The sequence below is a fragment of the Paractinoplanes atraurantiacus genome, from assembly GCF_900215205.1.
GTDB classification, from domain to species: Bacteria; Actinomycetota; Actinomycetes; order Mycobacteriales; family Micromonosporaceae; genus Actinoplanes; species Actinoplanes atraurantiacus.
The window spans coordinates 189,515-215,436 of the sequence record NZ_OBDY01000013.1 but is presented as its reverse complement, the minus strand read 5'-3'; the positions used below and the strand labels follow the sequence as shown (position 1 = coordinate 215,436).

Here is a 25,922-nt window from a genome sequence, read left to right as displayed (position 1 = left end):
CGAGATGGCCACGCCGGCGGAGGCGGCAGTCCAGCATGAGACGGCGGTCCGCGGGGAGATGGCAGCCCAGGGCGAGCCGACAAGTCAGGCTGGGATGGCAGCTCAGGCCGGGACGGCAGACCAGGCTGGGCCGGTGGTGCCGACTGTGGTGGCGGAGGTGCGTGCCGACCTGGCGGCCCAGGCTGGGATGGCGGCTCAGGCTGGGATGGCGGCTCAGGCTGGGATGGCGGCTCAGGCCGGGATGGCGGCCCAGGCTGGGATGGCGGCTCAGGCCGGGATGGCGGCCCAGGCCGGGATGGCGGCCCAGGCCGGGATGGCGGCCCAGGCCGGGATGGCGGCGCGAGCCGAGGCGGTGGTGCCCGGCGAGATGGCTGCCCAAGCTGTGGCGGTGGTGCAGGCAGCGGTTCCGGTGTGGCGAAGGTCGCTGCGTGGGCCGGGTTCGTCGGGTGGTATGGCTTTCCGGTCGCGCTGTGGAATTCCGGGGCGGGCGCCGTCGGCCATCGACCGTTCGGGCGTGGTTCGGGCATGCGGTGCACGCGTGCGGTGTCTCGCCCACGGGCGGTATCACGCGGTGAACGGCGATATGGGACTTGCGCGCGTGGCGATTTCGCCGCGGCCTGAAGCGAGTCACCGGACACTAATTCGATGTGCCATTCGAGGGGTCTTGGAAAATGTCTCCCGGGCGTGGGGGATTAGGTGCAGTGATGAAGAATATCCCCACGGGTGCATAGGGTGTCGATGACGGTATTTCCGGCTTGGATGGCACGCTCCGGGAGGTTCGACGCCGCCGGGATGGTAGGTCGGGAAGCTGTCGGCCGTCGGGTCGGAGGCGGGACAGTGCTGTTCGGTGGCTGTTTCTGGCGGTGATCTGGTGGGGCCGATCGGGGATCGATGGTCCACTATGCTGCCGCGCACGAAATCGATCGAGGAGCGGGGTCGGCGGGCCGTTTCAGTGTTCGCGGTGGTGCTCGGTATGGGAGTCCTTGGTATTTCCGCTCCGGTGCAGGCGGCGGCGGTGGGCGGCAGCCCGGGCTGGACCAAGGTCAACGGCGAGGGCCTAGGAAGGGACGGCCTCGAGGAGGGTGGTTATCCGGTCGGCCTCGGGGGAGCGCAGCACGATCCACAGGGCGCGGGCCTCGTAGAAGTGCTTGCGGGCCAGGTCGCGGTTGCCCAGCGTCCAGTGGCAGTCGCCCAGGCCCGTCAGAGCCCGGGCCTGCTGCTGGCGGTCGGCGGCGGTGACCGCGGCCTCGTGGGCGGCGGTGTGGGCGGCGACGGCGGTGGGCAGGTCGCCCGCGCTCTGTGCGTCCTCGCCCAGGCCGTTGTGGGCCCAGGCCTGGCCGTCGACGTCGGCGGTCTGCTCGAAGATGTCCAGCGACGCGCGGTGGCAGGCGGTGGCCTCGGCCAGGTCGCCTCGGCCGCGGTGAGCCGTGCCCAAGCTGTCCAAGGCCCACGCCTCCAGGCTGCGGTTTCCCAGGCGGCGGGCGATCGACAGCGCCTCCCCGACGTGGGCGATCGCGTCGTCGTGACGGTCGAGGCGGGTCTCCAGCTCGCCCAGGTTGGACAAGGCCCCGCAGGCGCCCAGCTCGTCGCCGGTCGCCTTGTAGAGGGCCAGCGCCGCCGAATACTGGCTCGCGGCGACCGTGTCGTCGCCCGTACGGGACTCCAAGTTGGCCAAGTTGACCAGGGCGCGGGCCTGACCGGTGCGGTCGCCGGCCTGCTCGTAGAGCGACAGCGCCTCGCGATGGCGGCCCGCCGCGCGCTCGTACCGGCCCAGCCGGGTCTCGGCGACGCCGAGGTTGTTCAGGGTGCGGGCCTGGTCGACGCCGTCGCCGGCGTGGCGGAAGAGCTGCAGTGACTGTTCGAGGTGGGCGGCCGCGTCCTCGTGCCGGCCCAGCTGCACCTCGGCCACGGCCAGGTGGGCCAGGGCGCGGGCGTGGCCGTGCGCGTCGCCCGAGGCGCGGGCGGCGTCGCGGGCGTGACCGTGCACGGCCAGGGCCTCGGCGTGAAAGCCGCCCATCAGATAGCGGAACAGCACCGCGGCCAGCCTCGTCGTGTGCGACGGCCAGCCCTCGGCGGCCGTGTACGCGGTGACCGCGATCAGGTTGGCCCGCTCGGCGGCCAGCCAGCGCAGCGGGTCGGTGACGTCCGGCAGCGGGGTCGCGGGGGCGTCGATCGCCGGGCGGCGGTGGGCCTCGACCGGGTCGAGGCGGTTCATGGCGGCGGCCGCCGCGGCCAGGTACAGGTCGAAGACGCGGGTCAGGGCGGCGCGGCGATCGGCCCGGCGGTCCTCGTCGCCGGCGCGGCCCGCGGCGTACGACCGAATCAGATCGTGCAGTGTGAAACGACCGCCGGTGGACGGCTGGACGAGGTGGTGGGCGGCAAGCTCGCGCAGGCGGGCATCGGCGGCGGGCAGGGAACAGCCGGACAACGCGGCCGCCGCGTAGACGTCGAAGTCCTGGCCCGGGTGCTGCGCGACCAGGCGGAGAAGGTCACGCTCGGCGGGCGGCAGGTTGCGGTACGAGACGTCGAGGGCGAACTGCACCCCCGAGTCGAGACGGCCCGCGCGGTGGCGTTCGTCGAGCCAGTCGGCGTGATCGGTCAGCGTCCAGCCGGGCTTGGCCCGCATGTGCCCGGCGACCAGGGCGAGCGCGAGCGGCAGACGCCCGCAGCGGGCGGCGATGCGCTCGGCCGCACGCGGGTCGGTGCCGGTGGGCACGCCGGGGACGTCGCGGGCGAGGAAGGCCAGCGCCTCGCCGGGGGTGAAGACACCCACGTCGACGGTGGCCAGGCCGGGGAAGCTGCGGCGGCTCGTGACCAGCGCGACGCAACCCTCGGCCTGCGGCAGCAGCGGCCGCACCTGCTCCTCCGACGCCGCATCGTCCAGGATGACCAAGGTCCGGGTTCCCACGAGCTTTTTCCGGTACGCGGCGGAGCGCGCGCCGAGATCATGCGGGAGTTGCTGCCCGGGCACGCCGAGCAGGCGCAGGAAGGCGTCCAGCACCGCCGACGGGTCGGCCGGCGGCTGGGTCTCGTCCGGGTGGAAGCCGCGCAGCGTGACGAACAGGATGTGGTCGAAGTCGCCCAGCCGGTGGGCGACGTGCACGGCCAGGCGGGTCTTCCCGGCCCCGGCCATCCCGGAGATCATCACGGCCGAGCCGTCCCGGACCGCGGCGGCCACCCGGTCGGCCTCGGCCTCGCGCCCGGTGAAGCCGGGCAGGTCGTCCGGCAGGAAGTCCTGCACCCGGACCTGGGCCGCGGCCCGGGACTCGCCGCTGATCACGCGCAGCGCGTGCCGCCACTGGGTGACGTAGCCGAGGTCGCTGTGCAGGGCCTCGACCACGGCGACGACCAGCTCGTCGTCGAGGCGGCGCCGGCCCGAGCGGAAACAGTCGACCACCGTGGTCTTGCCGACCGCCCGCGCGGCCGGCCGCCGGGCGTTGACCCGGCCGGTGATCGTCTCGTACGACGGGTTGCCCGCCCAGGCCTTCAGCAGCCGCAGGCCGGCGGCGAACTCGTCCAGCGTCGTGGCCTGCCCCGGATCGGGCAGCATGGCGAACCGATCGGCGGAGGGCACGTCGCGGCTCCGAGGGGGATGTGGGGGCGGCGAATCATCGACGGTAGTCGCCGCGCGCTACCACGGTTGTCGGGCGGCGGACATTCGGATTCGTTCGGATTCCGCCCGCGCGGGCGAATTCTGCCGCAGAGTGATGAGGCGCGGCCGGATCGGTAACGGGGGGTCGTTCCCACGTGGCGGGAGCGGCACGACCGGCCGCGCCCCATAGACGGCCTCTGGCAGGGGGCTAAGACGCGGCGGCTCCGCGGAGGAATGCGTCGACCAGGGACTCGGCGAATCCCTCCTCGGGCACCTTGGGTGCCCAGCGGAGCATGCCGTGCATCATCGACGGCGCCGTCATCATCAGCACCGCCAGCTCGATGTCGAGGTCGGCCCGCAGCTCACCGGTCTCGACGCCGCGGCGCAGCACCCGGCGGGTCACGTCGCGCCGGGGCTCCATGACCGCCTGCCACATGTCGAACAGGTTGTCGTCGCGCAGGAACTCCGGCAGCAGGCAGGCCGTGACCTTGCTGTAGCGCTTGGCCCGCCCGCTGCGGTTGGCCTTGATCAGCATGATCAGGTCGTCGCGGACCGACACGCCCACCGGCTCGGGCAGCGGGCCTTTCATGCCGCGGATCGCGTCCATGATCAGCGCGTCCTTGTTGGCCCAGCGCCGGTAGATCGTCGCCTTGCCCACCCCGGCCCGGGCAGCGACCGCCTCGATCGAGACGGCGGCGGCGCTGGAGCCCTCGGCGAGCAGGTCGAGGACGGCGTCGAGGATGGCCTCGTCCGCTTGGGCGTTGCGGGGCCGCCCAGGAGCCTTACGCTCCTGGGCGGTCTCGGATGTGGCCTCGGCCGTGGTCATGTCCATCATTGTTGCCGACGTGTCACGCTTCGACCAGTTCGACGCCCTGCTCCTCGGCCAGCCCCTCGGCGCTGGTCGGGGCGGGCGCGCCGGCCGGGCGCTTGCCGGGGATCCAGATCAGCGCGACCAGGGCGCCGAGCACGGCGAACACCATCGAGCCGGCCGAGGCCCAGTGCATGGCCGTGACGAACGCCTCGTTGGCGTGCGACAGCAGCTGCGGCGCGGCCGGGCCGGCCTGCGACGCCACGCCGTACGCCCCGGAGATCGACTCCCGGGCGGCCTCGGCCGCGGCCGGCGGCAGGCCGTCGGTGGCCGAGCCGAGCTGGTCGCGGTAGACCGAGGAGAGCACCGCGCCGAGCGCGGCCACACCCAGGGCGCCGCCGAGCTGGCGGATCGTGTTGCTGACGGCCGAGCCCACGCCGGCCTTCTCCCGGGGGAGCGCGGCCATGATCGACTCGGTGGCGGGCGGCATCACGTTGGCCATGCCGACGCCCATGATGAAGAACGCGGCGCCGACGATCCAGATCGGCGTGGTCTCGCCGACGAACAGCCACGCGGCCAGGCCGACCGCGACCAGGATCAGGCCGACCGTGCTGACCGCCTTGGGGCCGAACCGCTTGACCATCGCGGCGCTGCGCGGGGCGAAGACCATCTGGGCGACCGCGAACGGCACGAACAGCGCGCCGGACGCGAGCGGGCCGTAACCGCGCACGAGCTGCAGGTAGAACGCGCCGAAGAACATCGCGCCCATCGCGGCGAAGAAGATCAGGCCGATGACGCCGGTCGAGGCCGAGAACTGCCGGTTGGCGAACAGGCGCACGTCCAGCGACGGGAACTCGACCCGCAGCTCCCACAGGATGAAGCCGGCCAGCACGACGGCCGCGCCCACCAGGGTGCCCCACGACTGGGGATCGCCGAACCCGGCGTCTCCGCCCTCGATCACCCCGTACGTCAGGAGGGTAAGACCGATGACCGAGAGGACCACGCCGACGATGTCGATGCGGTTGGGCCGCGGGTCGCGCGACTCCGGCACGAGCGCCAGCACGAGGATGACGCCGGCGGCGGCGATCGGCACGTTGATCAGGAAGACCGAGCCCCACCAGAAGTGCTCGAGCAGCAGGCCGCCGACGATCGGGCCGATGGCCACGCCGAGGCCGACCGCGCCCGCCCAGACGCCGATGGCGCGGCCGCGCTCGCGCGGCTCGAAGACGTTCGCGATGATCGACAGAGTGGCCGGCATGACGGCCGCGGCGCCCAGGCCCATCAGGGCGCGGGCGGCGATGAGCTGGTTCGCCGAGTCGGCGTAGCTGGAGACCAGCGAGGCGATCGCGAAGATCGCGAGGCCGGTGACCAGGGTGATCCGGCGGCCCAGCCGGTCGGCCAGGATGCCGGCGGTGAACAGCAGGCCGGCGAAGACCAGCGTGTACGAGTTGATCGACCATTCCAGCTCGCTCTGCGTCGCGCCGAGCCCGTGCACCGGGTCGGCGATCGTCCGCAGGGCGACGTTGAGAACGGTGTTGTCCAGCACGACCACCAGCAAGCTGATGACCAGGACACCGAGGATGGCCCAGCGCCGGGGGTGCCCGGCCGGTGCCGTCACGGTTTGGTCCATCTGGCGTTTCCCCCACGTTTCGATACGAGACTGTTCCGTATTCGTGGAGCCTAAGCGAAACGAGACGTATCCGTATCGGAATGTGGGGCCGGTCACGATTGCTACCGTCCGGCAACCCACCGGCGGTGAGACCCGCACCACGGGCCGCCGATCGTCGGGGCATGCTCAACATCAGGACCTGGCTACCGGCCGGCGGTGGACTGCGCGATGAGGACTGGACGCGCCGTCACCGTCTGCTGACGCTGATCCTCGCCCTCTGCGTGGGCGCGCTCACCGTCTTCGGCGCCTGGAAGGACGAACTGGGCGACCCGCTCACGCTCGTCCTGCTGTTCCTGACCCTGGGCTGCGTGGTCGGGGGCCGGTTGGTCAGCGGCCGGCGCCTGTCGTCGTCGTTCGTGTCGTTCGGCTTCACCGCCGCGTGCGCGGACTTCGTCGTCATGTGCCACGGCCAGACCGAGGCCCACTTCACGTTCTTCATCTCCGTCGCGGCGCTCGCCCTCTACCGTGACTGGGCGCCGTTCGGCATGGTCCTGGTGGCCACCACGGCCCACCACGCGTTCTTCGGCGTCTTCGACGCCGAGGCGACCTACGGGCACCACTCGGCGCAGCAGCACCCGCTGTTCTGGGCCGTCCTGCACGGCGTGGCCGTGCTGTTCGCGGCCGCCTTCCAGGTGGTGGCGTGGCGTCTCACCGAGGGTGAGGAGGCGCGGGCCAACCTCCGCCTCGACAAGAGCCAGGCCCAGCTCGGCGTGGCCTTCGACGAGACGCCGGTCCCGATGGCGATGATCTCGCCGGAGGGCGTGCTGCTGCGCACCAACTCCGCCTACCGGTCCTGGCTGCGCCTGCCGGACGAGCTGCCGGCCGGCTTCCGCGTCGCCGACCTGCCGATCACGCCGCTCGACGTCAAGGGCAGTGCCCTGGCCGAGCTGGTCGCCTCGCCGGACGACGCGGTGCTGACCCGCCAGTACCGGCGCCACGACGACGGCTCGACCCTCTGGGTCGAGGTGCACAGCACCGGCCTGCGCGACGCCGCCGGCAACCTCGAGATGGTCTTCGTGCACTGCCTCGACGTCACCGACAGCCGCATGCACGAGGAGGAGCTGCGTCGCCAGGTACGCCACGACGCGCTCACCGGCCTGCTCTCCCGGCCCGGCTTCGAGAGCGACCTGGCCGGCCTGCTCGCCGAGGGCGGCGGCGGAGTCAGCGTGCTCTACCTCGACGTCGACCGCTTCAAGTCGATCAACGACGGTCTCGGCCACGCGGCCGGCGACGAGCTGCTGCGCGCGATGGCCGTGCGGCTGCGGGCCGCCGTGCCCGCCGGCTCGCTGGTCGCCCGCCTCGGCGGTGACGAGTTCGTGGTGGCGCTGACCGGCGCGGTCGACGCCGGCTGCCAGGCGGGCCGCGAGATCCTGGCCGCCTTCACCGAGCCGCTCACCCTCAGCAGCGGCCACATGCAGATCTCGCTCAGCATCGGCATGGCCGTGGGCCGCACGCCCGAGCAGGCCGAGGACACGGTGCTGGCCGCGGACACGGCGATGTACGCGGCCAAGCGGGCCGGCGGCCACCGCCTGCAGGTCTTCAGCGACGAGATGCGGGTGGCGGTCAAGGAGCGGATCGCGGCCGAGGCCCGGCTGCGGGCCGCGCTGGCCGGCGACCGCGAGGCGGCGCTGCCGGTCTGGTTCCAGCCGATCGTCAACACGGCCACCGGCCGCATCGTCGGCGCCGAGGCCCTGGTCCGCATGTTCACGCCCGAGGGCAACCTGCTCGGCCCGGGACACTTCATCCCGGCCGCCGAGGAGACCGGCCTCATCGTGGCGCTGGGCGAGCACGTACTGCGCCTGGCCGTACGGCATTTGATGGCGTGGAAGAACCAGTTGCCGTACATCTCGGTCAATGTCAGCCCGCGCCAGCTCGCCGAGCCGGACTTCGTCCCGATGGTGGCCGCGGTGCTGGCCGAGAACCCGGGCCTGGACCCGTCCCGCGTGGTGCTGGAGATCACCGAGACGGCCCTGCTCGGCTCCTCGGTCGACGTTCGCGAACGCCTGGAGTCGATCAAGGCGCTCGGCGTCCGGGTGGCCCTGGACGACTTCGGCACCGGCTACAGCTCGCTGACCTGGCTCCAGTCGGTCCCGGCGGACGTGGTCAAGCTCGACCGCTCGTTCGTGGCCGGCCTGGCCGCCGACCCGCGCAAGTCGTCCATCATCTCGGCGGTGCTGTGGCTGGCCCGCTCCCTGAACATGACGGTCGTCGCCGAGGGCGTCGAGGACCCGGAGGACTGGAAGGCCCTCCAGGCCGCCGACTGCCCGTCCTGCCAGGGTTACCTGTTCGGCCGCCCACTGCCGGCCTCGGAGTTCGAGCTGATGCTCCCGTTCCCCGAGACGGCCCGTCCGCGCCAGCTCGCGAGTTAGAACCCTCACTCGGGGGACGGGTCGCTGTCGCTTCCGAGCAGGACCGAGCCGCCGGAGTCCTGGCTCACCTTCTTGCCGAGCGTCAGCACGACGACCGGATAGAGGGCCATGCCGGCGACCAGGCCGATCGCGTACCACCCGAAGGCGTCGCCCTGCGTCGGATCGAACAGCGAGGTCACCACCCCGCCGCCGACCACGCCGACCACGGCCGCGATGTCGGAGACGCTCGAGGTGGGACCCGATCGGGCGAGCGAGCGGTAGGTCACGAAGCCGACGACCATCCCGAAACAGACGGCGCCGACGCTGATGACGGTCTGGCTAGTTCCCATTCGTACCTCCGAGGCGCAGGGTCAGATCGGCGGCGCAGTACGGGGTGTAGGCCAGCCCCATGACGTTGCCGCGGGCCAGCAGGCTCCAGCGCATGCGCCGCATGGCCTCGCCGACGGGCACGTTGCGGGCCAGCTCGGCCAGGAAGAGCTCCATCGCCAGCCCGGCCAGGCACTGCTCGAGCGTCACCTCGGTGGCGACCACGCCGGCCGCGCCCGCGGTCTGCGCGAAGGCGTCGACGAAGCCGGTGAGCGTGGCGGCCAGGATCTCGCCCGTGTGGCAGGCGTTCAGCACGACCAGCGGCTCGCGGTCCTCCCAGTGCCGGGCAGGCCAGTCGTAGTATTCGTTCCAGCCGCGGACATCGACCGCGGTGAAGGTCTCCCCGGTGCCGAAGACGATTTTCGCCGTCGACGCGGTGGCCCCCTCGTCCCTCTGCCGCTCGCAATGCGCGTAGACGTACACCACGTCCATGTCGGCGAACGCCAGCCGCTCGCCGAAGGTGCGGCGTTTGTCGATCACCGGCGACACGACGCCCAGGGCGCCCTCGCGGAGCACCTGCACGTGCCGTAGCGCCTCGACCTTGCTCCTCTCCTCCGCCGGGCTCGGCTGCGGGTTCCAGCCGAGCACCGTCGCGACGGGCAGGTTCGCCTGCTCGGACACGACGTGCCTGAGGGCGCGTTCCTCACCCAGGTTCGGTGGCACCTCGAGGATGTGGGCCAGGCCCCAGAAGCCGTACGGGCACAGCACCGAGCGCCCCACGGGCTTGTGGTCGTCCTCGTAGGGGCAGACGCCCGGCTTCGGGCCGCCGAGCTCCCGCACGCTCGGGCAGACGTACGGCGTTTCGTCGGCGGACTGCATCGGCAGGTCGTAGACGATCTGCCAGGGGATGGTCAGCTTCTCGTTGGCCAGGCGCCCGCACTGCACGACGGCCGGGCCGGCACCCGCCTCGTGCAGCAGCATCTGCCTGATCTGCGGCCCGTCGCCGCGACCGAAGACGCTCGCGTGCAGGGCGCGGCCGACGCGGGCCAGCGCGAGCAGATCAGCCTCGAACTCGGCCTGCTTCTTGGCCTGCTGGTCGTCATAGGTGCTCGTCCACCGGTCTGCCACCTTCACCAGATGCGTCTGGAACAACTGCGTCCGCGCGGTCTTGCAAGCGTTCTCGGCCTGCTGGTCGCTGTAGGAGAACGCCATCGGCTCGGCACTGACCCCGTTGACGTAGACGCGCCCGTCGGTGCCGGCGGCCGACGGCGAGGTGAAGACGCTGAGCTTGCGGTCGCGGAAAGGGCCGAGGTCGGTGAACGAACGGGTCAGCGAGTAGACGACCGTCGCCGAGAGGCGCGCCGGCGAGGTCATCGGCAAGCCCACCTCGTGCACGTGGACCACCGCCGCGCCGTGGTAGACCGCGAGCCGGACGGTCAGGCGGGCCGGCTCGGCGGGCGTGGTCACGGTGACCACCGCGAAGGGCCGGCGCTGCTCGGCCGTGCAGACATGGGACGCCGTTCGCGGGGAGCACGGGCAGACGTAACTGTCGCCGTCCTCCGGCAGGTAGAGCCAGCGCTGCTCGAACCCGGCCGGCGTGTGGACGACCAGCATCAGCCAGAGACCGCCGGGCGGGAGCCGGTCGCGGGGGAAGCCGGCCTCGTCCGCCGGGAGCAGGCTGCGGTCGTCGCGCCGGCCGATGTTGACGAGCACGTCGTAGCCGGTCGCGGGCAGGAGCGCGGCGTCGCGGGCGATGTCGGTCTCGGTGCCGTGCCGGCACAGCCTCGTGTTGACGTACCGCCGGGCCGGGCCGGTCTCGTCCTCCCATATTCCCTCGTCGCCGTGCGGGATGCCACGGACGGACGGGGAGTTGTAGCGGGTGTACATGGCCTCCGTGTACGGCCCGATCAGGTCGGCGATCCGCAAGGCCAGCTCGTCGCGCGAAACGGAGTCGCCGGTGCGCGCCATCTCGCCGAGCAGGCCGATCAGTTCCTCCCGCACGACCGGCCAGTCCGGGCCGACGGCGCCCGGCAAGCGGTCCCAGACGCGCGCGACGTGCTCGGCGACGCCGGACCAGAAGGACTCCGGCTCCGGCGGTTCGTCGCTGAAGCCCCTGGCGCGCGTCATGATCCCCCCGAGCGGCGTCCGGACCGGGCACCTACCCAGATATCAGCCGGATGCGCGCGAGTCCATAGAGGAGCCGGACTTTACCTCTCCAGGATGGCCACCACGCCCTGGCCGCCGGCGGCGCAGATGGAGATCAGGCCCCGGCCGGAGCCCTTCTGGGCCAGGAGCTTGGCCAAGGTGGCCACGATGCGGCCGCCGGTGGCGGCGAAGGGGTGGCCGGCGGCCAGCGAGGAGCCGTTGACGTTGAGCTTGGCGCGGTCGATGGAGCCCAGCGGGGCGTCCAGGCCGAGGCGCTCCTTGGCGAACTCCGGTGACTCCCAGGCGGCCAAGGTGGCCAGAACCTGGGAGGCGAAGGCCTCGTGGATCTCGTAGTAGTCGAAGTCCTGCAAGGTCAGGCCGTTGCGGGCCAGCAGGCGGGGGACCGCGTAGGCGGGGGCCATCAGCAGGCCCTCGTCGCCGTGCACGTAGTCGACGGCGGCCGTCTCGGAGTCGACCAGGTAGGCCTGGACCGGCAGGTTGTGGGCGGCGGCCCACTCCTCGGAGCCGAGCAGGACCGTGGACGCGCCGTCGGTCAGCGGGGACGAGTTGCCGGCGGTCATGGTGCCGTTCTCGCCGCCGAAGACCGGCTTCAGCTTCCCGAGTTTCTCCAGGCTGGTGTCGGCGCGCAGGTTCTGGTCTCGGGTCAGGCCCAGATACGGGGTCACCAGGTCGTCGAAGAAGCCCGTGTCGTACGCCGCGGCCAGGCGCTGGTGGGAAGCGAGGGCCAGCTCGTCCTGGGCCTGACGGTCCACATGCCAGCGCACGGCGGTGACGGCCGCGTGCTCGCCCATGGACAGGCCCGTGCGGGGCTCGGCGTTGCGGGGCACGTCCGGCTTGAAGGCCAGCAGTGGATTCAGCTTGGCCAGCACCTTCAGGCGGTCGCCGAGCGAACGGGCCCGGTTGAGCTCGAGCAGCGTGCGGCGCAGGTCGTCGTTGAGCTGCAGCGGGGCGTCCGAGGTGGTGTCGACGCCGCCGGCCACGCCCGCGTCGATCTGGCCGAGCGCGATCTTGTTGCCGACCAGGATGGCCGTCTCGAGGCCGGTGCCGCAGGCCTGCTGCACGTCATAAGCCGGCGTCGTGGGGTCGAGGCGCGAGCCCAGGACCACCTCGCGGGTCAGGTTGAAGTCGCGGGAGTGCTTGAGCACCGCGCCGGCGACCACCTCGCCCAGCCGCTCGCCGGCCAGCCCGTAGCGGGCCACCAGGCCGTCGAGGGCGGCGGTGAGCATGTCCTGGTTCGACGCCCGGGCGTACTTGCCGTTCGAACGGGCGAACGGGATCCGGTTGCCGCCCAGCACCGCGACCTTGCGTGGCACGGTTGCCTCCTTGGAAGTCGCATAGCTACCGATCAGTAGGCTACCAACCTCGGGCCCGAGTAGGCTGCGGCCCATGGGTGACAGGTACGCGAGTTTCGCGAACTCCGGCGCGGGCCGGAACCTCGTCAAGCGGCTCGGGCTGCCCGATCCGCCGCGGCTGCGCCGATACCAGGCCGGCGATCCGCCGGCGGCGGGCCCGGTGCTGCTCGGCGGCGCTCCGGGCGGACGGCTCGGCGAGGAGATTCGCAAGGTTCTTTCCGGTACGGGGACAGAGGTGCTCGACACCCCGGCCGGTCCCCATGGGGCGCTGGTGTTCGACGCCACCGGGATCACCAGCACGGCGTCCCTGAGCGAGCTCTACGACTTCTTCCACCCGAACGCGCGCTCGCTGGCCCGCTCGGGCCGGGTCATCGTGTTCGGCACCCCGCCGTCGGAGGCCGCTTCCCCGCGCGAGGCGACCGCGCAGCGCGCCCTCGAAGGCCTGACCCGCAGCATCGGCAAGGAGTTCGGGCGGGGCATCACCAGCCAGCTCGTGTACGTGGCGCCCGGCGGTGAGACCGCGCTCGAGTCGACGACCCGCTTCCTGCTGAGCGGCCGGTCCGCGTACGTCTCGGGTCAAGTGATCCGGATCGGCGCCGGAACGCCGCCGGCCCCGGCCGACTGGGAAAGGCCCCTCGCCGGCAAGACGGCCCTGGTCACCGGCGCGGCGCGGGGCATCGGGGCGGCGATCGCCCGGGTGCTGGCGCGCGACGGCGCGGACGTGATCGCCCTGGACGTGCCGGCGGCGGGTGACGCGCTGGCGGGGGTGGCCAACGACGTACGCGGAAGGGCCCTGCAGTTGGATCTGACCGCGGCCGACTCGGGGGAGCGGCTGGCGGCCTATCTGAGCGGCCCGCTCGACATCGTCGTGCACAACGCCGGCATCACCCGCGACCGCACGATCGCCAAGATGGACGCCGGCGGGTGGGGGAGCGTGCTGGCGGTCAACCTGACCGCGCCGGAGCGGATCAACGAAGTGCTCCTGGAGCGCGGCCTCATCCGTACCGGCGGAAAGATCGTCGGGGTGTCCTCGATCGCCGGCATCGCGGGCAACCGCGGGCAGACGAACTACGCGACCAGCAAGGCGGGCGTGATCGGGCTGGTCCAGTCGACGGCGCCGGCGCTGCTGGAGAAGGGGATCACGATCAACGCGGTGGCGCCGGGCTTCATCGAGACGGCGATGACCGCGAAGATGCCGCTGATGCTGCGCGAGGCCGGGCGCCGGATGAACAGCGTGTCGCAGGGCGGGCTGCCGGTCGACGTGGCCGAGACGATCGCGTGGTTCGCCTCGCCCGGCTCCGGGACGGTCACCGGCAACGTGGTGCGGGTCTGCGGGCAGAGTCTGCTGGGGGCGTGACGCGATGGCGGTCGAGGAGCTGACGTCCGATCCGGCCGGTAATACGCTGCGGGCGGCCTTGGGGCTGATTCCGCGCGGGCGGCGCACTGCGCTGCCGTCGCTGGAACTGATTCGGCGCGGGGTGGCCATCGACCGCGATCACCTGGCTCGGTACGACCAGGTGTGCGGATTCCGGCTCTCCGACACGGTGCCGGCGACCTATCCGCATGTGCTGGCGTTTCCGTTGGCGATGCGATTGCTGACGGCGCCGGACTTTCCGTTCCCGGCGATCGGGCTGGTCCACATCGCCAACCGGATCACGGTCTTCCGGCCCGTTCCGGCCGATGACATTCTTGATTTCACCGTACGGGCGGCCGACCTGCGCCCACATTCCCGCGGGCAGCAGGTGGACGTGGTCGTCTCCGCTTCCGTCGCGGGTGTTCCCGTGTGGTCGGCCGTTTCGACCTATCTTTCTCGTGCCGGGGATTCGTCGCGCTCCGGCCGCCCCTCGCCCGCCTCTTCGCCTTCCGCCGCCCTTTCGCCCGCCTCCGCGCCTTCGCCTTCCCCCGCGTCGGCGGTTTGGCGGGTGCCGGCGGGGGTGGGCAGTTCCTATGCCGGCGTGAGCGGCGATCGCAATCCCATTCACACGTCGCGGATCGGGGCGCGGCTGTTCGGGTTCCCGCGGCCGATCGCGCACGGCATGTGGAGCCTGGCCCGGTGCCTGGCGTTCTTCGAGGGCCGGCTCCCCGCCGCGTACACCGTGGAAGTGTCCTTCAAACAGCCGATCCTGCTGCCGTCCACGGTGTCGTTCCACGCTTCGCCTTCCCGGCAATTCGAACTCTACGGCAAGCGTCCCCATCTTGCGGGCCAAGTTACTCCTGGGTAGGGTCAGCCCCGTCTCTCCTGGGGAAGGTTTCGCATGGAGTTCTGGCTCGATCTGAACGAAGAGCAAAACGACCTGCGCGAATGGGTGCACGGTTTCGCCGCGAACGTCATTCGGCCCGCGGCGGCCGAATGGGATGAGCGCGAGGAGATGCCCTGGCCCGTCCTGCAGGAGGCGGCGAAGATCGGGCTGTACGGCTTCGAGTTCCTGGTCAACACGTGGGCCGACATGGCCGGGCTGTCGCTGCCGATCGCCAACGAGGAACTCTTCTGGGGCGACGGCGGCATCGGGATGGCCATTTCCGGCACGTCACTGGCGGTGGCGGCCATCTATGGGTCGGGCACCCCGGAACAGCTCGTCGAATGGGTGCCGCAGTGCTTCGGGGACGCATCCGCGCCGGCGGTCGGCGCTTTCTGCACAACGGAGCCTGAGGCGGGTTCCGATGTGGGCGCCATGCGCACGCGGGCCGTTTATCACGAGGCTTCCGACACGTGGGTTCTGAACGGGCAGAAGGCGTACGCGACGAATGGCGGCATCGCCAACGTCCACGTCGTCACCGCGTCGGTCGACCCGGCGCTGGGGTCGCGGGGGCAGGCGGCCTTCATCGTGCCACCGGACACGCCCGGGCTGGCCGCGTCCCGCAAACTGAAAAAGCTCGGGCTGCGGGCGTCACACACGGCCGACGTCTTCCTCGACGACGTGCGGGTGCCCGGGTCGTGCCTGCTCGGCGGTAAGGAAGCGCTCGACGAGCGGCTCGCCCGGGCTCGTGGCGGGCAGCGGGCGTCGAAACAGGCGGCCATGCGGACGTTCGAGCTGTCCCGCCCGGCGGTGGGCGCGCAGGCGATCGGGATCGCGCGGGCGGCGTACGAATACGCTCTGTCCTACGCCCGGGAAAGGGTCCAGTTCGGGCGGCCCATCGTGGAGAACCAGGCGATCGCGTTCGCCCTGGCCGACATGAAAACCGAGATCGACGCGGCCCGGCTGCTCGTGTGGCGGGCGGCGTGGATGGGCCGCAACGACAAGCCGTTCGAAGCCGGCGAAGGCTCCATGTCGAAGCTGAAAGCGGGCGAAGTCGCGGTCGCGGTCACCGAAAAGGCGGTGCAGATATTGGGCGGGGCGGGCTATCTGCGCGACCACCCGGTGGAGCGCATGTACCGCGACGCGAAGATCTACACCATCTTCGAGGGCACGTCGGAGATCCAGCGCCTGGTCATCTCCCGCGCGATCACCGGCATGCAGATCCGCTGATGTTCGTCGTGCGGACCATGGCCCGGCGGGGCCTGCTGAACCCCGGCCATCCCGTACGGATCGTGCGGCAGTTCGCGGCGCTGGGCCGCTGGGGCTTCGGCCTGGCCGGCGAGCTGCGCCAGGCGGCGGCGCGCAGTCCGGGGCGGGTCGCGGTGATCGACGAGAAGGGCCCGACGACGTACGCCCACTTGCTGAACCGCTCGTCCCGCCTGGCCGCGGCGTTGCCGTTCGGCCCGGGAGACCGGGTGGGCCTGCTGCGCCGCAACTCGGCGTCGATGGTCGAGAGCCTGATAGCGGTCACCCAGATCGGCGCCGACCCGGTCCTGATGAACACGGGGCTGTCGGCGGCGCAGTTGGCCGTCGTTGTCGAGAACCAGCAGTTGAGCGGCTTGATCTACGACGACGAGTTCGCTGCGGCCCTGCCCTCCGTGCGCGAACCGGCGGCTCACTCCTCCACAGGCGAGCCGATTGCGGCGGAGGGGTTGTCCACAGGGTGTCGGCACGATCTTGGGGTTTTGGGGTTTGATGGCTCTCTGGGCGGGGGTCCCCCTCTGGGAGGGCGGGGTCTGCGTTCGGGAGCGTTTCTGGGCGAAGGCGAGCTCGAGCGGCTGATCGCCGAATCCGGCGACGTTGGGGTGCTTCGGCCGCCGGTGCGGGCCGGGCGGACGATCGTGTTGACGTCGGGCACCACCGGGACGCCCAAGGGTGCCCGGCGGCCCACGCCGGGTGGGTTCTCGCCGTTGTGTTCGATCATCGACCGGATTCCGTTGCGGGCCGGGGTGCGGGTGCTGATCGCGGCGCCGCTGTTTCACACGTGGGGGTTCGCGGCCCTGCAGATCGCGATCGCGCTGCGGGCCACCATCGTGCTGCGGCGGCGGTTCGAGCCGGGGGACGCGCTGGACACGGTCGCCCGCGAGAAGTGTTCGGCGCTCATCGGTGTGCCGGTGATGGTGCAGCAGATCATGGAGCAGCCGGTACGGGACGTGCCGCTCAGCGTGGTGGCGGTCAGCGGGTCGGCTTTGCCCGGTGGGCTGGCCACACGGTTCATGGACCGGTACGGGGACATCCTCTACAACCTGTACGGGTCGACCGAGGCGTCCTGGGCGTCGATCGCCACGCCGGCCGACATGCGGGCGGCGCCGTCGACGGCGGGGCGGCCGCCGCACGGGACGGTGGTGCGGGTGCTCGACGAGGAGGGCGGGCCGGTGCCGGCCGGTGAGACGGGGCGGCTCTTCGTGGGCAACGAGATGCTGTTCGAGGGCTACACCAACGCGTCCTCCGGCGACGTCCACGACGGTCTGCTGGCCACCGGCGACGTCGGGCACCTCGACGAGGCCGGGCGCGTCTTCATCGACGGGCGGGCCGACGACATGATCGTGTCGGGTGGGGAGAACGTCTTCCCGTCCGAGGTGGAGAACCTCCTGGCCGACCTGCCGCAGGTGCGAGAGGTGGCGGTGATCGGCGTGCCGGATGAGAAATACGGCCAGCGCCTGGCCGCCTACGTGGTGCCGCGGGACGGGGCCACCCTGGACGAGGACCAGATCCGCGAGCACGTGCGTTCGCATCGCGCCCGTTTCTGCGTACCCAGGGACGTGGTTTTCCTGAAAGCCCTGCCCCGCAACGCCACCGGGAAGGTCCTCACCCGCGACCTGCCCCGTCCTTGACCCGCTGGTAGTGCGTCGCCGTGGTGATCTGGTGGAAGCCGTGCCGGCGCAGAATGGGCGCGCTGTCCGGGGAAGCGTCGACGTGCAGCAGCCGGAAACCGCGGGCGACGGCCTCCCGGGCCCGGGCGGCGATCATCGCGCGATAGAGACCGCGCCCCCGCCAGGCGGGCAGCGTCGTGCCGCCCAGCAACGCGACAAAGTCGGTGCCGGGATGGTAGATCGACCAGGCGGTGCAGACGAACCGCCCGCCGGCCTCGGCGGCCAGAATGGTGATCTGCTCGGGGTCGGCCGACACCTGGGCCGCCAGATGGCCCTCGACCCAGGAAACGTCGAAACCCCACACCTCGGTCTGATGGTCGGCGATGCGGCGGAGATCCCCGGCTTCGCTGACCCGCCGCAGCGCGACGCCGTCGGGCAGAACCGGTTCGGCCGCCACCTCGTCGGCGAAACCGATCAGCACCGCCGACTCGTCCTGCGCCACGAAGCCCGCGGCGACCAGGCGCTCCGGGAGATCCGCGGGAAGGTCGTGGCCCCGTACCTTCCACTCGACGCCCTCGCCCCGAGCCTGGAAGTAGTCGACCTGCCGGACGATCAGCCGATCCAGCGCCTCCCCGCTGACACCGACGTCGCGCGGCGCCCGGACGCGTCCCGTGTGGCCGCCGACGACCCGCAGGACCGGCCCGTCGTGCTCGTACGTCATGCCGGTCGGGACGGCGCCCGGCGGCATCCGCATCTGCGAGTCGTAGGTGGCGAGAAGCGCATCGATATCGACCATGGTCAGAAAGTCTGCCACTCTCTCGGCGGGACGTAGTCCCATGCGACATCACAGGGCTTTTCGAGAAAAACCGGACGGCTCAGAACGATGTCGCCCGCGCGCTGTGCTCGCAGGATCACGCTGTATTCGGTGATCAGGGGATCGCCGGCGTGGGTGTAACGCAACTCCAGCTGTCGCGTCCGGGCCTGGTCGACAGCCCATTGCTCGACGGCCGAGGGGGCGCGCCCGGCCAAGGCGGTGCCCTCCAGCAGCACCTGAGGGCCGCTGAGGGCGTCGACCGCCACGCAGTACAGGCGGCCGCCGGCGTAGTAGGTGGTCACACCGGCGTCATCGAAGTGGGCTTCCTCGGGCGGACCGCCGAACGTGATGCTCGCCTTCTCACCGTCGAGCGCGGCCACCACCTCCCCGTGCGTCGCGCCGAAGCTCAGCGGGCCGACGCTGACCAGCGGCGTGACGGTCCATTGGGCGCGTTCGCCGGAGCGCTTGACCTCCCAGAGATTCACGCCCGATATTGTGCATCGATGGATCGCACTGCTCTGGTCACGGGTGCCTCGTCGGGAATCGGCCGGGCGACGGCTTCGGCCCTGGTGGCGGCCGGCTTTCGGGTGTACGGGACGTCGCGCAAGCCGTCGTCGGTGGCCGATCCGCTGCCGGGCGTGGAATATCTGCCGCTGGAGCTGGACGACCCGGCGTCGGTCGAGGCGCTGGCGGGGACGCTCGCCGGCGTCGACGTGCTGGTGAACAACGCGGGCGAGAGCCAGTCCGGCCCGTTCGAGGAGCTGCCGGACGAGGCGCTGCGGCGCGTCTTCCAGGTGAACGTCTTCGGCCCGGTGCGCCTGGCCCAGCTCGCCCTGCCGGGCATGCGCTCGCGCGGCTACGGCCGGGTGGTGATGGTCGGCTCGATGCTGGCCTCGTTCCCGCTGGCCTACCGCTCGTCGTACGTCGCTTCGAAAGCCGCGATCAAAGGTTTCAGCAACGGGGCACGACATGAGTTCTCCCCGTACGGGGTATGGCTGACCACCGTGGAACCGGGCTCCATCGCCACCGGCATCAGCGAGCGCCGCACGGTCTACGTGAACCAGAACTCCCCGCACCGCCGCCGCTTCGAGACGATGCTGGCCGCCCTGGACCGCAACGAGCGCGCCGGCACCCCACCGGAACGTGTAGCCCAAACCATCCTGAAGGCGATCTCCGCCCGCCGCCCCCGCCAGCGTTACGCGGTGGGCAGCAACGCCCCGCTGGTCTTCGCCCTGCGCCGCGTCGCACCGGCATCCTTGGCCGAGCGCCTCACCCACCGCAGGCACGATCTGTCCGTCCAGGACGGCTGATCCGTCGACGCCGGGAGGGCAGAGCGATCACATCGGAAGAGGGCACGGAGCCGGTCGGTGAGGTCGTCGTGCTGGGGGAGTCGCGGGCCTGGCCGGCGATCGTCCTGCCGGCGGCGTTGCTCATGGTGGCCCTTGCCTTCCGCAAGGCGTTCTTCACGGCCGGTTTCGCCATCGTGGCGGCGGCGGTCATCGTCGCGCTGGCCCGCCGGCGCAACGCGATCCTGGCCGACGAGGAAGGGCTCTTGATCCGCGACCGGCACGGCCTGCGCCGCTCGTACGCGTGGACGGCGATCGAGCGCATCGGCTGGACGGCCAGCCCGCCCTGGGGCGCAAGCCTGACCGTGTGCCCGGCCGGGAAGCCGTACGACGTGCCCGGCCCCAACTCGCCGGTCGAGGTGGCGGGAATCTGGCCCGCCCGCCGAAGATCGGCGCCGGACCCGCTTCCCGGCTTGATGCGCCGCCACGGAATACGGGGTCTCTACGCCGACTGACTCCCATGCCCGGAGCGCGCGGGGTGGGAGCCGGCTCATCGGCGGCCGGCGCCGACCGGGGTCGATCGCGGGCTGAGCTGAGTCAGGGCGAGCACAGCCTTGCGCAGGAACGGGTCGCTCAGCGAGGAGCGCCAGGCCTCGGCGCCGGCGGGGGTGGCCAGATAGCGCAGCACCGTGGGGGCGGGGCCGTGGCGGAAGGGCGCGTGGCCCTCGTGGCCGCGGGTCAGGTGATGGTGGGGGTGGGACGCCGGCTCGTCGTCGGCGCAGGTGACCAGGTCGCCGGAGCGGACCAGGGCCCGTACGTCGGACTCGAAGGTCTCCCACGCGCGGCCCGGCGCCGGCCATCGCACCAGGTGGCTCGCCGACGAGGTCACCGAAGCGGCCCACGCCGCATAGACCTCTTCGACGAGCAGCGGCCGGGTCGCGCTGGACACCGCACGAAGGATGAAAGGGGCATAGCCGATGCGCTCGAACTCCACTGTGAACATGCCCAGGAGTCTTCCAGTGGGGTATGACATTTTTCGGCGCTGCCTCAGACCGCCCGCATGCGGTTGTTCCGGGCCTCGTGGGTCAATTCGGCCAGGCCGAGCTCCTCCAGCAGCGGCGGCAGGTACATCCCGAAGCGGCCGCGATAGCCCTTGCGCAGCCCGTACCAACCGCCGACCGGATTGTCCGCCGAGCGACCCCAGGCCTCCACCGTGCCCTCGGCGGCGGCCTTCTGTTCGTCGGCCGCTCCGAGCGGCACCCAGTCGCCCCGCTCGCGGAGCCACGCGTGCAGGTCCTCGACGGCCCGTGCGTGATATGCCAGCTTCGTCGATCCGACCTGGCAGACCAGGACGGGCGGATCGACGGTCTCGTCGCGGTGGATCGAGTACGCTGACGAGCCCGGCGGCGTTCGCAACTGCCACGGATCGTCCCGGGTCCCTGCGGCCATGACGGCACCTCCGTTCGCCCACTGAGGCTAAGCGGACAGCCGCCGTGACGGGCCCGGCACCGAGAAATGCACCCTTCCGAGCTCAGCCCTCCACCCGGACCGGGGTGGCGTGCCAGATGCGGTCCAAGTAGTCGGTGACTGTGCGGTCGGAGGAGAAGAAGCCGGCTCGGGCCGTGTTCAGGATCGACATCGTGGTCCAGTGGTCCTGGTCGCGCCAGGCGGCGTCCACCCCGGCCTGGGCGTCGACGTAGGAGCGGTAGTCGGCCAACGTCAGGTATTCGTCGCGGTCGAGCAGGGAGGCCGCCACGTCGTGGCCTACGCCGCCGAAGGCGCCGGATCGGATGGCGTCGAGGGCGGCGCGCAGCTCGTCGTCGGCGTGGTAGTGGTCGCGCGGCTGGTAGGGGCCGGAGCGCAGGGCCAGCGCGGCGGGGGCGTCCAGGCCGAACAGGAAGAAGTTGTCGGCGCCCACGCGGTCGCGGATCTCGATGTTGGCGCCGTCGAGGGTGCCGATGGTGAGGGCGCCGTTCAGAGTGAGCTTCATGTTGCCCGTACCGGAAGCCTCCTTGCCGGCCATGGAGATCTGCTCGCTCAGGTCGGCGGCCGGGATGATGTGCTCGGCCAGCGTGATGTTGTAGTTGGCCGGGAAGGCCACGCGCAGCAGGCCCGCCGCGGCCGGGTCGGCGTTGACCGCCGCGGCGACCGCGTTGATCAGGTGGATGATGTTCTTGGCCGCCTGGTAGGCGGGGGCCGCCTTGCCGCCGAACAGGACCGTGCGGGGCACGCCGTCGTAGCCGCCGGCCTTGATCCGCTGGTAGAGCGTGATCACGTGGAGCAGTTTGAGCTGCTGGCGCTTGTACTCGTGGAAGCGTTTGATCATCACGTCCATCAGGGCGCCCGGGTCGCCGAGCCCGAGGGCCGCCTTGGCCGACCTCTTCACCTCACGCCACTGCTCCCGGAACGACGCGTCGCCGGTGAGCGCCTCCAAGCCCGACAGGAGTGACAAATCCGTGAGCCAGCGATCATGGCCGAGGCCTGAAGAGATCAGCGCTGAGATCCCCGGCGACGCCAGCCGGACGAATCGGCGCGGGGAAACGCCATTCGTCACGTTGGCGAAACGGGACGGCCAAAGGTCGTGGAAGTCTCGCAGGACGGTCGAGGTCAGAAGCTGCGTGTGCAATTCGGCCACGCCATTGGTCATGGTCGTGCCGGTCACGGCGAGATTGGCCATGCGAACGAGGCGTTCCGGCGTCTCCTGGATGAGCGACATCCGCCGTACACGGTCGATGTCGCCGGGAAAGCGCGACCGGACCTCCTCGAGAAGACCGGCGTTGATCAGATAGATGATCTCCAGGTGGCGGGGGAGAAGGCGGCCGAGCATGTCCACCGGCCACGTCTCCAGCGCCTCCGGCAAAAGCGTGTGACACGTGTAGTTGAACGTCTGCCGCACGAGTGACCACGCGTGGTCCCAGTCGAGGCCCTCCTCGTCGACCAGCAGGCGCATCAGCTCCGGAATGGCCAGCACCGGATGGGTGTCGTTGAGCTGGATCGCCGTCTTCGAACCGAACGCGTCCCAATCGGAGTTGCGCAGCCGGAACCGCCGCACGATGTCCCGCAGCGAGCACGAGACCAGGAAGTACTGCTGCTTGAGGCGCAATTCGCGACCGGCCGCCGTGCTGTCGTCCGGATAGAGGACCTTGCTGATGTTCTCGGCCCGGACCGCGTCCTGCACGGCCTCGGCGTATTGCCCGGCCGAGAAACGCGTCAGGTCGAACGAGGCTTGATGGGCGCGAGCGCGCCACAGCCGTACGATATTGACGGTCGTCGTGCCATAGCCGGGCACCAGCAAATGGCTGGGCTCGCCGAGCACGACTTCGCCCGGCTGCCACACCTTGCGGCCGTCCCGTTCGTCGACGTGACCGTAAAAGCCCACCGTCTGAACGTCGTCCGGCGCCGGGAACTCCCACGGGTCGCCCTGGAAAGCCCAGTCGTCCGGCCGTTCGATCTGCCGCCCGTCCTGAAACTCCTGGCGGAAGATGCCGAGGTCGTACCGGATGCCGTAGCCCACCGCGGGAATGTCCAGCGTGGCCAGCGAATCGAGCAGGCAGGCGGCGAGCCGGCCGAGGCCGCCGTTGCCCAGACCGGGCTCGACGTCGAGCGCGGCGATTTCCTCGGGTTTGAAGCCGCACGCTTCCAGAGCCTTGTGCGCCGCTTCCGACGTACCTGAATAAAGCAGATTTTGTTCCAGCTGTGGGCCCAGCAGATATTCGGCGCTCAGGTAATAGACCCACCGGGGATTGCTTTCGTATTGCGCCGCCGCGGTCCGGGCGCGGCGCTCGGCCAGGCGGTCCCGCACGGTCAGGGCCAGCGTCTCGTACGCGTCCTGCGCGCTCGCCGATTCCACGGTCGTGCCGCGCCGGTAGTACAGATTGCTCAGCATGTCCTGCCGGAACTCGTCGGGCGTATTGCCGAGCGACCGCAGTTCCACCCCGTTGCGAAGGTCCATGCGTGCACCCTGCCTCAATCAGGTTTCCGGAAGTTGTCGCATTGCCGACGTCAAAGCGGCCCGGACCTGTGTGCGCAGCCACATGTGCCCGGGATCGGTGTCGTAGCGCTGATGCCACACGCCGACGATCGCGATGTCCGGCACCGGAACCGGAAGAGGCGTCGTGACCAGCCCGAACGCCTCGATCAGCGGAAGGCTCATACCCAGCGGGACGGTCATCAGGAAATCACTGCCGCTGATCACATGGGCGGCGGCCGCGCCCGTGCCGACCGAGGCCAGCACGCGCCGGTGCAGGCCGTGCGTGGCCAGGATCTCGTCGACCGGGTCGGCCAGGCGGCCCCGGCGCGAGACGAGCACATGCGGTTGCGTCACGAAACGCTCGAGGTCAATTCCATTTGTGTACGGATGTGAGCGCCGCATGGCAACGACGAGCTGGTCGTGCCCGATGGTTTCGGAAAGGAACTCGGGCGAGGCGGGGGCATCGGCCCCCACCTCCAGGTCGACCCGGCCATGGCGCAGGTCGTCGGTGTCGACCGCGGTCTCGGCCAGGAAACGTAGCCGCACCCCCGGCGCCTGGTCGGCCACGATTCTCAGCAGAGCCGGCGCGAGGGCCGTGGCGAGGGTGTCGTGGCAGCGCAGGGTGAAGGTCCGTTCGAGGGCGGCCAGGTCGAGCTCGCGGCTCGGCGTCAGCACCTGGTTGGCCTGCCGGACCAGGTCGCGCACCTGGTCGCGGATCGCCAGCGCGTACGGCGTGGGGGTCATCGTCCGCCCGGTGCGCACCAGGATGTCGTCGCCGGTGTGCCGCCGGATCCGGCCCAGCGTGCGGCTCAGCGCGGGCGGCGAGAGCCGCAGCCGGTCGGCGGCGCCGGTCACGCTGCCCTCCTCGAGAAGGGCGTCGAGCGCGGTGAGCAGGTTCAGATCCAGTTGCATGGCGGTAAATCGTAGCCTAACGAGAGTGCACTGGACTTAATCTCTCCCTCCCGCGAGGCTCGACGCATGAACCTTTCCGTAGTCACCGAGGCGGTCCGGCAGGCCGGGGCCCGGCTGCTCACCCGCTATTCCGTCGACGCGCGACCCGCGGGCTTCGAGGAGCTCGTCGCCGCCGTCCGGGCCAACGACGCCGCCGTGGCCGGCCTGCTCCGGCCCGTGCTGACGGCGGCGCTGCCCGGCTCCCGCTGGGAGGAGGACGAGCACGCCACCGGCCCGATGCCCGAGGGCGACTGGTGGGTGGTCGACCCGGTCGGCGGCAACGTCAACGCCGTGCACGGCATGCCCGACTGGAACATCGGCGTTTCGCTGGTCCGGGACGGCCGCCCGGAGCTGGCTGTGCTCTACGCGCCGCTGACCGGCGAGATGTTCACCGCGGTGGCGGGCGAGGGCGCGCACCTCAACGGCACACCCCTGCGCGTCTCGGCGAAGAAGGAGCTGGCGGCGGCCCTGGCCGGAACGGGCCAGGCCAAACCCGGCCGCGACGCCCGGGCCGCCGAGCGGGTCGGCGCCGGCATCGCGGCGATGATGAAGGAGGCGTTGTACGTCCGGATGTCCGTCCCCGTCACGCACGAGCTGGCCCAGCTGGCCGCTGGCCGGATGGACGCCGTGTGGCAGTTCGACAACGTCCGCTCCCACATCGGCCCCCTCCTGATCGTCCGCGAGGCCGGCGGAGTGGTCACCGACCTGACCGGCGACCCGTGGGACATCACGAGCAGCGGCTACCTGGCGGCGGCGCCCGGCCTGCATGCGGCCGCCCTCGACGCCTTGCGCGCCGCGGTCTTCGACCTCCCCGGCGCCCCGGGCGCGGCGGTTCCGAGTGCGGCGGTTGCGGGTGCGGCGGTTGCGGGTGCGGCGAGCCTTGGCGTTGAGCGTGGGGTGGCGTGACGATGCGGATCGCGGTGCTCGGTGCGACCGGGGCGGTCGGGTCCCTGCTCGTGGAGGCGGGGCTCGCGCGTGGTGTGCAGGTCACGGCGCTGGCGCGTGACCCGGCCCGGGTGCGGGCGCGGCCCGGGCTGACCGCGGTCGCGGCCGACGTGTACGACCCGGCGTCGATCGTCCGGGCGGTCGAGGGGGCCGACGTGCTCGTCTCCGGCCTCGGGATGACGAAAGGCGACCTGCCGGGGGTGCTGACTGCCGGGGCCAAGGCCGTGGTGGCCTCCGCGGTGGGGCGGATCGTGTGGCTCGGCGCCTACGGCACCGGGCCGTCGGCGGCGGCGGCCGGTGCTCTGACGCGGGGGCTGCTCGGGCTGGTCATGCGGGCCGAGATCCCGGACAAGGTGGCGGCCGACGCGGCCATCCTGTCCGCCGGTGGCACGGTCTTCCATGTCGGCCCGATGACCGGCGGGCCGCCCGCGCACCGCACGCTGCCCCTGGAAGACGCCCCGCGCCGGCTCTTCCCGGCCCGGGTGAGCCGCGCGGCGGTGGTGGGCGCCATGACCGGCGAGGCGCTCGATCCGCGCTTCGCGGGGCGGCTCGTGGTCGCGCTCAACGGCTGAGGTCGGTGGCGG

General features: G+C 71.4%; 21 protein-coding genes. 9 read left to right on the top strand and 12 right to left on the bottom strand.

Annotated elements, in window-relative coordinates:
• Positions 1 to 1,057: 1,057 nt before the first annotated feature.
• From CRP55_RS27690 to CRP55_RS27680, 3 genes are all read right to left on the bottom strand, one after another.
• Complete coding sequence (locus tag CRP55_RS27690) at positions 1,058 to 3,574, bottom strand: ATP-binding protein (RefSeq protein ID WP_245923404.1); 2,517 nt, start codon at positions 3,572 to 3,574, stop codon at positions 1,058 to 1,060.
• 226 nt (positions 3,575 to 3,800) lie between these two features.
• Positions 3,801 to 4,427 (bottom strand): TetR/AcrR family transcriptional regulator, encoded by a 627-nt coding sequence (locus tag CRP55_RS27685; RefSeq protein ID WP_097323060.1) that lies wholly within the window; start codon positions 4,425 to 4,427, stop codon positions 3,801 to 3,803.
• 13 nt (positions 4,428 to 4,440) lie between these two features.
• Positions 4,441 to 6,126 carry an MFS transporter gene (locus tag CRP55_RS27680; RefSeq protein WP_143234908.1) on the bottom strand — a complete coding sequence of 562 codons (1,686 nt, stop codon included), beginning with the start codon at positions 6,124 to 6,126 and terminating at the stop codon, positions 4,441 to 4,443.
• 65 nt (positions 6,127 to 6,191) lie between these two features.
• On the opposite strand from CRP55_RS27680, the gene CRP55_RS27675 reads away from it, so the two are divergent.
• Positions 6,192 to 8,438, top strand: a complete 2,247-nt coding sequence (locus tag CRP55_RS27675; RefSeq protein ID WP_097323058.1) for a putative bifunctional diguanylate cyclase/phosphodiesterase — start codon at positions 6,192 to 6,194, stop codon at positions 8,436 to 8,438.
• 5 nt (positions 8,439 to 8,443) lie between these two features.
• On the opposite strand, the gene CRP55_RS27670 is transcribed toward CRP55_RS27675, so the two are convergent.
• The 3 genes from CRP55_RS27670 to CRP55_RS27660 all read right to left on the bottom strand — a co-directional run bounded on the left by CRP55_RS27670 (position 8,444) and on the right by CRP55_RS27660 (position 12,298).
• On the bottom strand, positions 8,444 to 8,767 hold the full coding sequence (locus CRP55_RS27670; protein WP_097323057.1) for a hypothetical protein: 324 nt from the start codon (positions 8,765 to 8,767) through the stop codon (positions 8,444 to 8,446).
• Complete coding sequence (locus CRP55_RS27665) at positions 8,757 to 10,871, bottom strand: CHAT domain-containing protein (RefSeq protein WP_097323056.1); 2,115 nt, start codon at positions 10,869 to 10,871, stop codon at positions 8,757 to 8,759. Before CRP55_RS27665 ends, CRP55_RS27670 begins: the two co-directional genes overlap by 11 nt.
• Positions 10,872 to 10,951: 80 nt before the next feature.
• Positions 10,952 to 12,298 (bottom strand): acetyl-CoA C-acetyltransferase, encoded by a 1,347-nt coding sequence (locus tag CRP55_RS27660; RefSeq protein WP_097323055.1) that lies wholly within the window; start codon positions 12,296 to 12,298, stop codon positions 10,952 to 10,954.
• On the opposite strand from CRP55_RS27660, the gene CRP55_RS27655 reads away from it, so the two are divergent.
• From CRP55_RS27655 to CRP55_RS27640, 4 genes are read left to right on the top strand one after another with little or no spacing between them, the layout of a single operon-like run.
• Entirely contained in the window at positions 12,297 to 13,619 is a 1,323-nt protein-coding gene (locus CRP55_RS27655; RefSeq protein WP_097323054.1) for a 3-oxoacyl-ACP reductase, read from the top strand. The genes CRP55_RS27660 and CRP55_RS27655 overlap by 2 nt on opposite strands.
• Before the next feature lie 4 nt (positions 13,620 to 13,623).
• Entirely contained in the window at positions 13,624 to 14,484 is an 861-nt protein-coding gene (locus CRP55_RS27650) for a MaoC family dehydratase (protein ID WP_097323053.1), read from the top strand.
• Positions 14,485 to 14,517: 33 nt separating this feature from the next.
• Positions 14,518 to 15,729 carry an acyl-CoA dehydrogenase family protein gene (locus CRP55_RS27645; protein ID WP_097323052.1) on the top strand — a complete coding sequence of 404 codons (1,212 nt, stop codon included), beginning with the start codon at positions 14,518 to 14,520 and terminating at the stop codon, positions 15,727 to 15,729.
• Positions 15,729 to 17,393: an AMP-binding protein gene (locus CRP55_RS27640; protein ID WP_097323051.1), complete on the top strand. Its 1,665-nt coding sequence runs from the start codon at positions 15,729 to 15,731 to the stop codon at positions 17,391 to 17,393. The genes CRP55_RS27645 and CRP55_RS27640 overlap by 1 nt, the downstream gene beginning before the upstream one ends.
• Here the strand turns inward: CRP55_RS27640 and CRP55_RS27635 are convergent.
• Together CRP55_RS27635 and CRP55_RS27630 are read right to left on the bottom strand one after the other, a co-directional pair.
• Positions 17,368 to 18,168: a GNAT family N-acetyltransferase gene (locus CRP55_RS27635; protein ID WP_097323050.1), complete on the bottom strand. Its 801-nt coding sequence runs from the start codon at positions 18,166 to 18,168 to the stop codon at positions 17,368 to 17,370. The genes CRP55_RS27640 and CRP55_RS27635 overlap by 26 nt on opposite strands.
• Positions 18,169 to 18,170: 2 nt before the next feature.
• Positions 18,171 to 18,671 (bottom strand): hypothetical protein, encoded by a 501-nt coding sequence (locus CRP55_RS27630; protein WP_097323049.1) that lies wholly within the window; start codon positions 18,669 to 18,671, stop codon positions 18,171 to 18,173.
• Positions 18,672 to 18,689: 18 nt separating this feature from the next.
• Between CRP55_RS27630 and CRP55_RS27625 the strand changes: the two genes are divergently transcribed.
• Both CRP55_RS27625 and CRP55_RS27620 read left to right on the top strand, forming a co-directional pair.
• On the top strand, positions 18,690 to 19,496 hold the full coding sequence (locus CRP55_RS27625; RefSeq protein ID WP_097323048.1) for an SDR family oxidoreductase: 807 nt from the start codon (positions 18,690 to 18,692) through the stop codon (positions 19,494 to 19,496).
• Positions 19,497 to 19,564: 68 nt separating this feature from the next.
• Positions 19,565 to 19,987 carry a hypothetical protein gene (locus CRP55_RS27620; RefSeq protein WP_097323047.1) on the top strand — a complete coding sequence of 141 codons (423 nt, stop codon included), beginning with the start codon at positions 19,565 to 19,567 and terminating at the stop codon, positions 19,985 to 19,987.
• A gap of 35 nt (positions 19,988 to 20,022) precedes the next feature.
• On the opposite strand, the gene CRP55_RS52290 is transcribed toward CRP55_RS27620, so the two are convergent.
• The 4 genes from CRP55_RS52290 to CRP55_RS27600 all read right to left on the bottom strand — a co-directional run bounded on the left by CRP55_RS52290 (position 20,023) and on the right by CRP55_RS27600 (position 24,354).
• Complete coding sequence (locus tag CRP55_RS52290) at positions 20,023 to 20,475, bottom strand: hypothetical protein (RefSeq protein ID WP_097323046.1); 453 nt, start codon at positions 20,473 to 20,475, stop codon at positions 20,023 to 20,025.
• Positions 20,476 to 20,519: 44 nt separating this feature from the next.
• Positions 20,520 to 20,921 carry a DUF6855 family protein gene (locus CRP55_RS27610; protein WP_097323045.1) on the bottom strand — a complete coding sequence of 134 codons (402 nt, stop codon included), beginning with the start codon at positions 20,919 to 20,921 and terminating at the stop codon, positions 20,520 to 20,522.
• A gap of 82 nt (positions 20,922 to 21,003) precedes the next feature.
• Positions 21,004 to 23,424 (bottom strand): glycogen/starch/alpha-glucan phosphorylase, encoded by a 2,421-nt coding sequence (locus CRP55_RS27605; RefSeq protein WP_097323044.1) that lies wholly within the window; start codon positions 23,422 to 23,424, stop codon positions 21,004 to 21,006.
• A gap of 18 nt (positions 23,425 to 23,442) precedes the next feature.
• Positions 23,443 to 24,354 carry a LysR family transcriptional regulator gene (locus tag CRP55_RS27600; protein ID WP_097323043.1) on the bottom strand — a complete coding sequence of 304 codons (912 nt, stop codon included), beginning with the start codon at positions 24,352 to 24,354 and terminating at the stop codon, positions 23,443 to 23,445.
• A 66-nt stretch (positions 24,355 to 24,420) separates the two neighbouring features.
• Here CRP55_RS27600 and CRP55_RS27595 point away from each other — a divergent pair, with 66 nt between their 5' ends.
• A complete protein-coding gene (locus CRP55_RS27595; RefSeq protein WP_097323042.1) occupies positions 24,421 to 25,299 on the top strand; it encodes an inositol monophosphatase family protein in 879 nt (292 codons plus the stop codon).
• A 2-nt stretch (positions 25,300 to 25,301) separates the two neighbouring features.
• Entirely contained in the window at positions 25,302 to 25,910 is a 609-nt protein-coding gene (locus tag CRP55_RS27590) for an NAD(P)-dependent oxidoreductase (RefSeq protein WP_097323041.1), read from the top strand.
• Positions 25,911 to 25,922 lie beyond the last annotated feature (12 nt).